General features: G+C 44.3%; 11 protein-coding genes. 6 read left to right on the forward strand and 5 right to left on the reverse strand.

Features of this window, described 5'->3' with window-relative positions; translation table 11 throughout:
- The first annotated feature begins 310 nt into the window (after positions 1-310).
- Both OAG1_RS05695 and OAG1_RS05700 read left to right on the forward strand, forming a co-directional pair.
- Positions 311-1,426: a phosphoserine transaminase gene (locus tag OAG1_RS05695; RefSeq protein ID WP_338624746.1), complete on the forward strand. Its 1,116-nt coding sequence runs from the start codon at positions 311-313 to the stop codon at positions 1,424-1,426.
- A gap of 81 nt (positions 1,427-1,507) precedes the next feature.
- Positions 1,508-2,686, forward strand: coding sequence for a 3-phosphoglycerate dehydrogenase family protein (locus OAG1_RS05700; protein ID WP_338624748.1), 1,179 nt, complete (start codon positions 1,508-1,510; stop codon positions 2,684-2,686).
- On the opposite strand, the gene OAG1_RS05705 is transcribed toward OAG1_RS05700, so the two are convergent.
- Positions 2,683-3,354, reverse strand: a complete 672-nt coding sequence (locus OAG1_RS05705) for a trimeric intracellular cation channel family protein (protein WP_338624750.1) — start codon at positions 3,352-3,354, stop codon at positions 2,683-2,685. The genes OAG1_RS05700 and OAG1_RS05705 overlap by 4 nt on opposite strands.
- Before the next feature lie 90 nt (positions 3,355-3,444).
- Complete coding sequence (locus tag OAG1_RS05710; protein WP_016402653.1) at positions 3,445-4,149, reverse strand: autoinducer binding domain-containing protein; 705 nt, start codon at positions 4,147-4,149, stop codon at positions 3,445-3,447.
- Positions 4,150-4,304: 155 nt separating this feature from the next.
- On the opposite strand from OAG1_RS05710, the gene OAG1_RS05715 reads away from it, so the two are divergent.
- Positions 4,305-4,751: a DUF4902 domain-containing protein gene (locus tag OAG1_RS05715; protein WP_338624754.1), complete on the forward strand. Its 447-nt coding sequence runs from the start codon at positions 4,305-4,307 to the stop codon at positions 4,749-4,751.
- Here OAG1_RS05715 and OAG1_RS05720 read toward each other — a convergent pair.
- On the reverse strand, positions 4,748-5,299 hold the full coding sequence (locus OAG1_RS05720; protein ID WP_016402655.1) for an acyl-homoserine-lactone synthase: 552 nt from the start codon (positions 5,297-5,299) through the stop codon (positions 4,748-4,750). The genes OAG1_RS05715 and OAG1_RS05720 overlap by 4 nt on opposite strands.
- 207 nt (positions 5,300-5,506) lie before the next feature.
- Positions 5,507-5,953, reverse strand: coding sequence for a hypothetical protein (locus OAG1_RS05725; protein WP_338624757.1), 447 nt, complete (start codon positions 5,951-5,953; stop codon positions 5,507-5,509).
- A 120-nt stretch (positions 5,954-6,073) separates the two neighbouring features.
- On the opposite strand from OAG1_RS05725, the gene OAG1_RS05730 reads away from it, so the two are divergent.
- On the forward strand, positions 6,074-7,819 hold the full coding sequence (locus OAG1_RS05730) for a lysophospholipid acyltransferase family protein (protein WP_338624759.1): 1,746 nt from the start codon (positions 6,074-6,076) through the stop codon (positions 7,817-7,819).
- 7 nt (positions 7,820-7,826) lie between these two features.
- Here the strand turns inward: OAG1_RS05730 and OAG1_RS05735 are convergent, their stop codons facing one another.
- Positions 7,827-8,987: a PLP-dependent aminotransferase family protein gene (locus OAG1_RS05735; protein WP_338624761.1), complete on the reverse strand. Its 1,161-nt coding sequence runs from the start codon at positions 8,985-8,987 to the stop codon at positions 7,827-7,829.
- A 135-nt stretch (positions 8,988-9,122) separates the two neighbouring features.
- On the opposite strand from OAG1_RS05735, the gene OAG1_RS05740 reads away from it, so the two are divergent.
- Entirely contained in the window at positions 9,123-10,016 is an 894-nt protein-coding gene (locus tag OAG1_RS05740; protein ID WP_338624763.1) for an AraC family transcriptional regulator, read from the forward strand.
- A 182-nt stretch (positions 10,017-10,198) separates the two neighbouring features.
- A complete protein-coding gene (locus OAG1_RS05745; protein ID WP_338624765.1) occupies positions 10,199-12,115 on the forward strand; it encodes a methyl-accepting chemotaxis protein in 1,917 nt (638 codons plus the stop codon).
- Positions 12,116-12,178 lie beyond the last annotated feature (63 nt).

Consider the following 12,178-nt stretch of genomic DNA (forward strand, 5'->3'; position numbering starts at 1 on the left):
AGCTATGTTCGCTTTTTGAGATTGAGACTTTGTTAAATACTACCCAGCTTTAGGTCTTAAATGAAGTCAAGGATTTGGGCCTTAGTGTTATATGGTGGATTAGTATCTCTATTTAGTTTTAAGCGTTGCTCACCACTATATATGCTCTGCAATTATCTTGATAATTAGACTATTTACCTTTGTTTGTATTGAAGTTTTCACCAGCGTTTAAAATTGGTGTCAGGTCATTTTATGGTCTAGCTCTCTCGCATATACTGCTTTTAGTTATTATTCAATTGCCTAGTTAGGCAGCTACTTACAAGGATCGTTAATGAAACCGCAGTTAAAACCCAATTGCCCAAACTTTTCATCTGGGCCTTGTGCAAAACGTCCGGGCTACGCGCTTAGCCAGCTGAACATTGATGCGCTTGGTCGCTCTCATCGCAGTAAAATTGGTAAAGCTCAACTAGGCGAAGCGATTCATCTTACCGAGCAATTATTGGAGTTACCAGAAGGTTACCGAGTGGGCATTGTTCCAGGCTCTGACACGGGTGCGATGGAAATGGTGATGTGGTCGCTATTAGGCCCTAAGCCATTAGATATTTTTAGTTGGGAGTCGTTTGGTAAAGGGTGGTTCACCGACGTGAGCAAGCAGCTAAAGCTTGAGCAGGTTAATCACTACAGCAGCGATTACGGCCAGCTACCAGACATGAACCAAGCTAACCCTGATAATGATTGTATTTTTACTTGGAACGGCACTACCTCTGGTGTCGCCGTGCCAAATGGTGATTGGATAAGCTCGCAACGCAGTGGTTTAACGATTTGTGATGCCACTTCCGCAGTATTTGCCATGCCCATGCCTTGGGAAAAGCTTGATGTTGTGACTTACAGCTGGCAAAAGGCTCTGGGCGGTGAGGGTGCTCACGGGGTGATTATTCTTAGCCCACGAGCAGTAGCACGATTAGAGAGCCACCAACCAAGCTGGCCAATGCCTAAAGTATTTCGATTAACCCAAGGAGGGAAACTCATTGAAGGTATATTCAAAGGCGAAACGATTAACACGCCGTCGATGTTATGTGTGGCGGACTATATCGACGCCCTCAAATGGGTTCAATCGTTGGGCGGAGTCTCGGCAAGCATCAGCAAATCCCAACAAAACCTCGAAGTCATAAAACAGTTTGTTGCCGACAACGCGTGGATCAACTTCTTGGCGAAACAGCCTGAAACCCTATCAAATACCAGTGTTTGTTTAACATTGGATGCGTCTGCTGAACAGGTTAAAACCATTATCGGTCTGTTAGACCAAGAGCAGGTTGCTTTTGACATAGGTGCTTATCGAGATGCTCCTGCAGGCTTGCGCATTTGGTGTGGCGCCACTGTAGAGAAAGAAGATCTAGAGCGCTTTATGCCTTGGTTAGCTTGGGCTTATAAGCAGGTGTGCCTATAAGTTTGTAAAGATTTTAATATTCTATTTTCGTGCTGCAGTTTGTCACGAAAACACCGTAATTGTTGTTTAGGGAGAAGCTGTATGCCGAATATTCGGACCATTAATAATATTCACCAACAAGGCTTGGCATGTTTTAAGGAGCGTTACCAAGTAGCTGAAGGGCAGGAGGCACCAGATGCCATTATGCTCCGCAGCGCTAATTTACATGACTACGATTTTCCAAGTGAAGTTAAAGCCTTAGCGCGTTGTGGTGCGGGGGTAAATAATATTCCCATCCAGCGTTGTAGTGAGCAGGGCATCGTTGTGTTTAATACGCCTGGCGCCAATGCCAACGCCGTAAAAGAGTTAGTCTTGGGGGGAATGCTACTAAGTGCGCGTAACATCGCCGCCGGTTTAAGCTTTATTGAAGGCTTGAGCGAAGATATGGACGCAAAAGCACTGCAGCTTAAAGTTGAAGCCGAGAAAAAAGGGTTTGTTGGCTCTGAGCTCACCGGTAAAACGCTAGGAGTAGTTGGCTTAGGTGCCATTGGCGCCGAGGTGGCTCATGCTGCTCTTGGTTTAGGCATGAAGGTGGTTGGCTTTGACCCTGCACTGAGTGTGCAAGCAGCTTGGCGCTTATCTTCAGAAGTTGAGTGTGCTGATGAGCTAAAAGATCTTTTAGCTGCGAGTGATTATGTCACTATTCATGTGCCTGCTAACAAACATACCCAAGGCTTAATTAATAGCGATAACTTAGCATCTATTAAACAAGGTGCAGTGTTGCTCAACTTTGCGCGAGGCAGCATTGTAGACGAAGATGCCTTGCTTACCGCCTTAGCCAAACAGCAGTTATCTCAATACGTTAGCGATTTTCCGAGCCTTGCTTTGCTAAAGCATCCTAAGGTACTTAGTTTGCCACACCTAGGCGCAAGCACCAACGAAGCCGAGCAAAACTGCGCCGTAATGGCAGCCCGCCAACTAATTGATTTCTTAGAGAATGGCAACATCCATAATTCGGTTAACTTTCCAAACATTAAGTTAAGCAGAACAGAGGGCTACCGTATTGCCTTTGCCAACGACAACGTACCCAAGGTACTAAGTAATGTATTAGCCTTGCTCTCAGACATGGATATTAACGTGATTGATATGCTGAACAAGAGTCGCAATGATATTGCTTACACCTTGATGGACATCGCAACACCAGCCACCACAGAGTTGCTAGAGGCGATTGCCAATGTAGAGCATGTATTCCATGTGAATGCCATTGGTGAACACACTTAAGACTTATGTTGTTGTTTACGAATTTCCCGGTTTTGTAGCTTACTAAGTGTGAAGCTGGGAAATCTTAAATCGAGTTCTATAGCCAGTACCCGTAACAGAAAAGCCGCGCCACTAGATAACAAGATATTGTAGACCTCGTTAATACCAAAGTGACTTAGCACTACGTAAGACAAGCTTCCTAATAGACAAGCTGTTACGTATATTTCAGGCTCAAAAATCACCAGCTTCACTTGTATCATTAAATCGCGAATTGCAGAACCTAGAGTGGAGCTGATTACCCCCATTAAAATAGCAACAAGCGGCGCTACCTCGTAACTTAAGGCCTTACTGGTACCTAACACGGCAAACAAGGCGATGCCCGCAGCATCCATCCACAACAAGATTCGGTCAATTTTGATCACCCAATGAGCAAAGAAGTAGGTCATCACTGAAGCGACAATACACACAGTGAGGTAGTTGGGATCGGCAATCCAGAAGATTTGATCAGTTCTCAGCAATAAATCGCGAATTGTTCCGCCACCTATGCCAGTGACAATGCCAACAAATACAAAAGCAAGGATGTCTAACTCGCGCTTAGCCGCAGCCAGCGCGCCAGTTAGCGCAAAAACAAATACTGCGATTAAGCCTATTAGGTATAAGGTGGAGTGGAAATCTAAATCAAGAGTCATGCTAGTTAAGGCTGGTGAGAGACTGCTAGATTATAGTGCATATTAGCCTTGAGACTTTGATTTCTAACGTTTGAGCTGCTTTTTTGGGGCTTAGATTAGCCCCATAAGTGCCGCTTTAACCGTAGCGGCAGTTTTATTAACCACGTCTAACTTACGCATCGCCTGGCTGATGTGAAAGTTTACTGTACGCGCGGTGATATTGAGAATGGTAGCTATTTCATCGGCAGTTTTGCCATCGGCTGTCCATTTCAACATTTCTAGCTCTCGTAAACTTAATTCTGGCATCTCAAGCTTTTCTTCGGTTATTCGAGATGCAAGACCGTGGTGAGTTACCTGGGTTAACCATAATAATTGATAGCGATAACGCACTAGCTCGGCTGGCGTTAGCATTTCAGAAGAGCGGGCTAGGGTTAACATACCTACTGTGCCATTGGCTTGGCGAGACGATTGCGCCCAGCCATATTCAAGGCCAAAGGCGCGGGCGTCTTCCATTAGCTCTGGCGTTTGGGAGAACACTTGGTCACTCCACACAATAGGTAATTGGGACGTCATCCCATGGTGCACCGTAGGATCAACCGCCAAGTAGTTTTTCTCTTGGTAGGTATGTTGCCAAATAGTGGGGTAGTTATTGAGCATTTCGGTGCGAGGAGCAGACAAGGGATAAGGAACTCGCAAGCCATAAGCACAAAAGTCAAACCCTAAAGCGTTGGTGATTTTAGATAATTCTTGGAAAAAGGCCTCACTAGAGCCTTGGGTTTCCAACAAACAGAACTGTTCTTCTAACCAAGCTTCCATGACAGCTTTATCTTCTCCTAGTTATGCAAATACTGCGCATAATCATTTTTCCCGTAGAATTACCAGTATAACGCAACTGTTAATGTTGACAATTGATGCTTAGACCTCACAATGCTTTCATTGAGGGGAAGCTCAAATAATTAAAAAATAAAATTATGAAAACACAGGCAAGTGTACAGAATGTAATCGAATCACATCGCTATCAGGTTGTTCCCTGCAGTGATGGTTTGGTGAGGTTGTCAATTGAGCAGCTTAATGTGCTCGCTTTTAGCCATATTATTTCTGGCTTAGACAATATTAGTAGTGAAGAATTTAATAGTGAACAGGCTATTTTCAGTGGCTATACCGAATGGCTATTTGAAAATGTGTGCGCTATCACCCTAGGGTGGGACTGGCATTGGCAATGGCACAATGGTCGGATGCAATGCCGAGTAAAAGGCCTACCACGCAGTAATATTCAGTTGCAAGAAGAGGGCTTTGATGTGAGCCCACGTCGCAATGATGAATTGTTGTTAGAGGCTATTGAAGTGATGGCTTGGCAAGCAACAACGGCGGAAGCGATAAAAAATCGCTACCGCGAGTCGCCAATGGTAATGAGTTAAGCAATATCTATGTAGCAGGCAAACAGCGCGTAGCCATTCACAATTTTAGGTGGACCGGCACGGTGGTAGCGAAAACCTGCATTGCGTAACATTCGCTCTATACCTAGCGGAGAGACTGAGATTAAGCGCTTAGCACCTTGTTTTTTGGCGCACTCGATTGAGGCGGTGAGCAAGGCTAAAGCTTCACTCGACATAAGTTGAGTTGGCGCTTGATTATGATTATCAAAGTCTACTGCAGCAAAGCGCGAAAGTTCCCAAACGTCGTGTTGCTTGGGGCAGGGAAGGCCATTCAATAACTCTGGAAATACTTCTTCCAGTAGGTAGGGTTTAGTGGTCGGCAATAAACGAGCGCAACCGCTAATATGGTCTTGTTCGTTTTTAGCGATAACATAAACGGTGTCATCGCGATCAAATTGGTCTTGCTCTATGCCATCAGGGGTATCGAGTTCCCAGCCAAGCATTTCTACAAACACTTGATGACGGTAGTTGTTTAGGTGTTGAAATGTAGTTGGTGAAAGTTGTTCTGCAACGCCGTTAACAAAGTCCATTAGCATCTCTCCCTTAGTGATGATGCTATGAGTACAATCCAGTGCGCACTGTTTTTAAACTGTTAAACCTAACAGCTAGCTAAGGACGTAATAATCAGCTATGGCTTTGTTTTTGTTGGATTTATCAATTGAGTCTTAGTTTTAGTTCTAATATTGCTGCTCAAAAAATAAACTTATTATAATTCAGTTGACTAGCTAAATTTTTATTTAACTTTGATGAAGATGCGCCCTACATTCGCTAATCATGCTATTAGGGAATTGTCGGTAGTCTGGGTAAGGGGTAAACAGAATATTTGGCCTTAAATAAATCCATTTTTTTTGATTTATGGCACTTTTTTCTACAAGTGCCGTGTCAAATCGTTGCCAGTTAGCTTTTCCCGCCACCACGTGCATTTGCGCAGATTTGACTAAAACCTGCTTAAAATTAATTTGCTGTTTAAGCAGTAAATCTTGATGCAAATAACTTCGCCAATCTTCATCAGGTGCACAAAGCTTGGCAAAGATAGTTAGCACTTTACGCCAATTATTATTGTTGTTTTCTAGAATTGCCTGGCTTAGTTCAGCTCCCTTTAAATCTTGATGATTCTTTGGCAGAGAGGGAGTTTGGGTATCGAGATAGAGTACGATTTGCGGATTTTCGCTACCTAATTGCACTTAACAGTCCTTGTTATTTATCCACTTTCTACGTGTGGGAGTGTCATGCAACTGACACAAAATTGTTGCTTCTTTGTCATCTTCTGCTTCTAGCCTAACGGCGAATACAGGGAGAGAGCAATGATTTCAGCACAGCAGGTACTCAATCAACATTACCCCAGCCTAGCACAGCATCCGCGTCGTTATTCCTTGGCTAAATGGTTTTTTTCTAAAGTGTTGTTTGAAGACGAATTCCAAGCCTTTGGCGAAAAGCACCCTCACTTAAAAGGGGTGGCTTTTATCGACCAAGTATTCACCGAGCTTAATGTTAGTTATCGCGTTAGTCAGAATGAGCGAGAGCGCATTCCTAGCGAAGGGCGAGTGATTATTGTAGCTAACCACCCAATAGGCTCGATAGATGGCCTTGCTTTGTTACACCTAGTTAGCCAAGTGCGTAAAGACGTAAAAATTGTTGCCAATGAAATTCTCTCCGCCATTAAGCCGCTTGACGATTTATTACTGCCAGTCGATAACATGCGCGGCAATAGCCAGCGTAAGCAGCTTAATGCCATTAAAGCGCTATTAGATGACGAAGGGGCAGTGATTATATTTCCTGCTGGAGAGGTCTCTCGTTTAAAGGGCGTTAAGGTAAAAGACGGAAAGTGGACCAAGGGCTTTGTGAGCATTGCCAAGAAAACCAACACTCCCTTATTGCCTATTTGCGTAAAGGCTAAAAACAGCAAGTTGTTTTACTTTTGCTCTTTTGTATATAGACCTTTATCTACTTTGTTATTGGTAAAAGAGCTGTTCTTTCATCGCAATAAAGTGTTCTCGATGGTGGTGGGTGAGCAGATCCCAGTAAAGAGTTTTGGTTTAAGTGGTCTAGATCGTTCCACCCAAGCTCAGTTGATCAAAAAGCACCTTTATCGTATTGGCAGTAACAAAAAAGGCCTGTTCCAAACAGAGGCTGCGATTGCTCATCCAGAGCAGCGCCTTGCCTTAAAAAAGGCGATTAAGCAGTTAGAGAAAATAGGCGAGACGCCAGATGGAAAGCAGATTTGCATTTGTTATGGAAACTCTCAACCTTTAGTTTTGTCTGAACTTGGCCGCCTCCGAGAGTTAGCCTTTCGCGCCGTAGGTGAGGGCACCGGTCGACGCACCGATACCGACAAATACGACGCAAACTATTTGCATCTTATATTGTGGGACGCAGAGCAACTTGAAATTGCCGGCGCTTATCGTTTTGCCGATACTAAACGCTTAATCGAAGATAAGGGAATTGGCGCGCTATATAGCCAATCACTATTCGAATACGATGAGAAAAACTGTGACTTTTTGGCTTCGGGTATTGAGTTAGGGCGCAGCTTTGTGCAGCCGAAATATTGGGGAAAACGCAGCTTAGACTACTTGTGGCTGGGTATTGGCGCATTTTTAGCGCGCAATCCTCACTACCGATACTTGTTTGGCCCGGTTAGCATTAGCGCCGCAATGCCAGAGGCTGGTAGAGACTTGCTGATACATTTTTATCAAACTTACTTCCCTTCGAACAAAAGCTATGCGCGTTCGCGCCAGCCTTACCAGCTGGCCAAGCAAATAAAAAACAGTATTCATATGTCCTTTAGCGGTGATGATTATAAAACTGATTTTGCCCAGCTAAAAAGTGCATTGGCAGCAATGGGTACCGCAGTGCCAACACTTTATAAGCAATACACCGAGTTATGTCACGCCGGTGGAGTTCAGTTCATCGATTTCAATGTCGATCCAGAATTCAACCAGTGTATTGATGGCTTGGTATTGGTTGACTTACATCAGCTAAAAGAAAAGAAAAAAGCCCGCTATATCGACACCCACATTAGGGAAGAGTCGATATTGGTTGAAGCGAAATAAAGGCGCTCTATTTGATAGGCGAACATTGCTGCAGCGCCTTTTTTAAGCGGCTTACTGCCTGCTCCAGCTGAGGCTCTGTTAATGCGGTGAAGTTTAGTCTAATTGCTTGGTAGTCTGGTGTATGCTTGCTTGGCCAAAACTCATCACCCGGCACTATTGCTACCTTTTGCTTTAATGCAGCCTCTGCTAAAGACATTGCATTGTGGCGGGGGAGCCTTGCCCAAATAAACATGCCTCCTTGAGGGACATTAAATTCTAAATCATAGCTAAGTTGCTGCTGCAAAAGCTCTGCTAAGTAGTCTCGCCGAGTTCGGTAAGTATTGGTCAACTTATCCAAGTGCTCAGCAAACGAAGGGTGACGAACCGTGGCTAATAGCATCAATTGCATGGGCTGAGCGGAATGTAAATCGCTTGCTTGTTTCACTTTAATTAGCGGTGCTAGTAATGCTTGTTTGGCCCTTACATAGCCCACGCGCATGCCTGGTGTGGCTATTTTTGAAAAAGAGCCGAGGTGAAATGCTGCATACTTAGACAGCTCGCTTACCGTGGGAAGTGGCTCACCTTGGTAGCGAAGTTGGCGGTAAGGGGCATCTTCAATAAGTGCGACTTTATATTTAGCTAGTAGGCTAGCAACAGCCTTTCGTTTGCTAAGGCTCCAACAGTGGCCGCTAGGGTTTTGAAAATCGGGTACAGCATAAAAAAGCTTTATTTTGTAGTTAGCTAGCTGTTGCTCTAGCTGGGCTAAATTGGGGCCGTCAGCTTCTGCTATCACGGTATGTATCTCGGCTTCTGCTAAATCAAAAACCTGCAAGGCGCCTAAATAACTAGGAGCTTCGCACAAGACTTTATCCCCTGGGTTTAAGTAACTACGAGCGATTAAATCCAAGGCTTGTTGTGAGCCTGTGGTAATTAATACCTCCTCCGCAGCGCTATTTTCTTCAAGTAGCCATTGGCGAAGCTCAGTTAAGCCTTCGGTAGCACCATATTGAAAGATGCTAGGTGATTGAGCCAACTCATCAGCTGCTTGCTTTAAAATATCTAGAGGAAACAATTCTGCATCGGGTAAACCGCCAGCAAGAGAGAGCATATCAGCTTGCTGAGTCACCTTTAAAATGTTGCGTATATATGATGGTTTAGTTTGTTTAACTCGTTTGCTTACCGCTAACATGGCCATTTACCTACTTAGTAAAAACTGCTGACTATCATTGCAGAAGCTGCTGTGGCAATGCTTTAGCGTTTATGTGCAATGACTTGTCCATATGTGCTATTTTGAGGAACTGACGGTGGGTCTTTAAGGTATCGAATGTCTTTAAGCACAGATGGAATGCGAGTAAATCGAATCAACGATGCCCTCTACTACATTCACCAACATATCGCTGAGCCCTTAGGTGCGAGGCAATTAGCTAAAGTAGCTGCGTATTCCCCCTATCATTTTCATCGTTGTTTTAAGCAAGTGACCGGCGAAAATGTTAATGAGTATATTCGCCGTGCGCGGTTGGAGCGTTGTGCAAATTTATTAATGTTTTCGCCCGGTCTCACCATACAAGAAGCATCGCAATGTTGTGGTTTTTTGTCACCGGCGTCGTTTTCTCAAGCTTTTAAAAAGCACTTTGCCTGCTCACCTACACAATGGCGAAACCATGGTTATAGCAAGTTTAGCCTAGCTAATTACCAACAGCATTGGAGCGATGACTTACAACAGCGAATTCTAAATGCCAAGGCGCTGCAAATGCCTGAGGTTAAGGTGCAGCGCTTGCCTGCCCAACCAGTCGCTTATGTTAGGCACCAAGGCTACGATCGTTCAATTCGCCAAGCCTATGAAAAACTGCAAGTTTGGGCTGATAGCCAAGGCGTGGAGTGGCAAGTAAACAAGCTATTAGGTTTGTATCATTCTAATCCTGATATTGTTCCGGCTCCGCTTTGTCACTATGTCGCGTGTTTAGCGGTAGATGGCCCAATAGTGCGCCGAGGTGGAGTTAGTGCCTTAACGATTCCCGAAGGCATGCATGCAACCTTACATGCCGCTGGAGAATATGGGGATTTGTTACCAATATTGCATAAATTTTATATGCAATGGCTGCCCAATAGTGGTTACCGTTTAGGTAATACGCCTGCTTATGTGCGCTATTCTCGATGTCAATTTCTGGATCCAAATGAACGCTTTGAGTTACAGCTTTGTATACCGATAACATTGTAGTTAAGTTGCTGTAATTGTTGATTTTCATTTATATATCAAATGCTTTGCTATTTTTAACACAGTTATCAATGTAATATTATTGTCATATTTTAGTCATAAAATCTTCGCCCAAATTAGCGCCTAATAGGCCTGTTTGGGATTGCCGCAGAGCTAGTTTTAGCCAATCTGCGAATGGAGTTTTTATGCGAGTATCACGATTCTCTAGACTATCTGCGATAGCATTATTTGCCGTAAGTGCGGTGTTAATTGCAGCCTTATACTTTTCCTTAGTTGAGTTGTCGAGCTCCAATCAGCAGCTACAAAATTATCAATCTCTCAAATCTCAATTTAATAGCCAGCTGGTGGCTAAGGTAAACAATTACTTAAATACCGGTAACGCGTTAGAGCTTAGTGAAGCTGAGCGTTTGCTGCTGGAACTGGTAGAGCGCTCCAATCAGCAGCATTTGCCAGGTTTGGCTGAGCTACTAAATCAACTACATAGTGCCTTGCAAGACCGTTATTTAGCGCTGGGCAAACTCAGCGGTAATGAGCAAGGCTTGTTGATAAATGCAGAGCGTGAAATGCTTGGTTGGGCAGACAGTACCGTTGACTACGGCTTAAGCGCGCAAGCAGCCAGTTCTCGTGACTATATTCAACAAGGTACAGAACTTCTTAATGCTTTAGTTAACTTGTCGATGCAGCGAAGCCGCTATTTTGCAGACCCTAGTGCCAACAGCAAATCTGCTTACGACGATGCATTTTTGCGGGTAAACAAACATGCAAAAGCAATTGATGCTTTACCATTGCTGGGGGTTATGAGCGAAGTTGAAGTTGATGAGTTTGCCTTAGGCGACCCTGAAGAAGCTGTCGATTTAGCCGAAGAGATAAAGAGCGAGCTAGTAAGTTTAACTCAGCGCTACCCAAGGGAGCTGCAATCGACTAACGCTTTAATCGAACAACGGATGGTATTACGCAGCGCATTAGCGGCCGACATTGAGTTACTTACCCAGCAAATATCTCAAGCAGAGCAGGGCGTTATTAAGCAGCGAGATGGGGTTACTCAAACGGTTAAAATCACCCTATACAGTGTTGCGGGCTTAATTTTGCTAATTGCCATCGTAATGCAAGTTGTGATGCAAAGTACCGTATTAAAACCGCTTCGTGAACTGCGAAATGGCTTTGCCTCACTGGTTGAGAATGGCAGTATCGAGCGATTAAAAGTACGCCGAAATAATACTGAGATTGGCGAAATTGCCACCTTTTTCAACCAGCTATTGGCCAAGCAAGAAGACTTAGAAGAGCTTAAGAACAAGCAGTTATCTGTTGTTTCCAATTCACTCGATTCGGTGACTAAACAGGTACGTGAAGTGTACTTAACCTCAGAGCAAACCGATCATCAAGTAGCTGAATCTCAATTGCTGATGGAACAACTGCGTTCATTAACAGAGCAGCTTAATCAGGTATCTAGCGACGTAGAGCACAATGCCAACGCTACCCAGAGCGCGATGAACGAATCGCAGCAAAATGTAGAACAGGTGATGAATGCCAGTAAGCGCACCAGTACCGCGGTCACCGAAGGGCGAGAATCCCTGGCTACCTTGGTTAAAGCGGTAACTGATGTAAGTGCAATTTTGGATGTTATTCGTAGCATTGCCGAGCAAACCAACTTGCTAGCTTTAAATGCGGCTATTGAATCGGCTCGGGCCGGTGAACATGGCCGTGGTTTTGCCGTGGTGGCTGATGAAGTTAGAACGCTATCAATGCGTACTCAAACTTCACTAGAAGAAATAACCGGTATTTTGAATCAGCTAAAACAGTCTTCGACTAGCCTAGAGTCAAACATTGGTGGAATAGAAGAAGCCAGTGAACATCAGCAGGCTATTTCATCTAAGCTAATGGAAACCACTCATCAGGTGCGTGAGCAAGCAGAAACCTCTGCCCAAGTGGCACATCAAGCCAGTGAGTATATTCGTGAACAAAGTGAGCATGTAGGTAGCTTCACTTCCAAAATGAGCACGGTGAAAACGCAAGTAGAGTCGGCCTACAAATTAGCGACTAAAATTGAATCGGATGTAAGCCAGCAAGTCTCTACTATTGTTAACGCCTTAAAACCAGCCTAAGCCAATTAAGCCAAGTGCATCTCGGCCTTTGCATGCTATACTCGCGCATTGGCTCATACTGAG

This window comes from Agarivorans sp. OAG1 (genome assembly GCF_037076485.1).
Taxonomy (GTDB): Bacteria; Pseudomonadota; Gammaproteobacteria; order Enterobacterales; family Celerinatantimonadaceae; genus Agarivorans; species Agarivorans albus.

Excerpts from the sequence above, each read along its gene's own strand:
- OAG1_RS05695 (WP_338624746.1), top strand. The coding sequence starts at position 311 with ATGAAACCGCAGTTAAAACCCAATTGCCCAAACTTTTCATCTGGGCCT.
- OAG1_RS05700 (WP_338624748.1), top strand. The coding sequence starts at position 1,508 with ATGCCGAATATTCGGACCATTAATAATATTCACCAACAAGGCTTGGCA.
- OAG1_RS05705 (WP_338624750.1), bottom strand. The coding sequence starts at position 3,354 with ATGACTCTTGATTTAGATTTCCACTCCACCTTATACCTAATAGGCTTA.
- OAG1_RS05710 (WP_016402653.1), bottom strand. The coding sequence starts at position 4,149 with ATGGAAGCTTGGTTAGAAGAACAGTTCTGTTTGTTGGAAACCCAAGGC.
- OAG1_RS05715 (WP_338624754.1), top strand. The coding sequence starts at position 4,305 with ATGAAAACACAGGCAAGTGTACAGAATGTAATCGAATCACATCGCTAT.
- OAG1_RS05720 (WP_016402655.1), bottom strand. The coding sequence starts at position 5,299 with ATGGACTTTGTTAACGGCGTTGCAGAACAACTTTCACCAACTACATTT.
- OAG1_RS05730 (WP_338624759.1), top strand. The coding sequence starts at position 6,074 with ATGATTTCAGCACAGCAGGTACTCAATCAACATTACCCCAGCCTAGCA.
- OAG1_RS05735 (WP_338624761.1), bottom strand. The coding sequence starts at position 8,987 with ATGTTAGCGGTAAGCAAACGAGTTAAACAAACTAAACCATCATATATA.
- OAG1_RS05740 (WP_338624763.1), top strand. The coding sequence starts at position 9,123 with ATGTCTTTAAGCACAGATGGAATGCGAGTAAATCGAATCAACGATGCC.
- OAG1_RS05745 (WP_338624765.1), top strand. The coding sequence starts at position 10,199 with ATGCGAGTATCACGATTCTCTAGACTATCTGCGATAGCATTATTTGCC.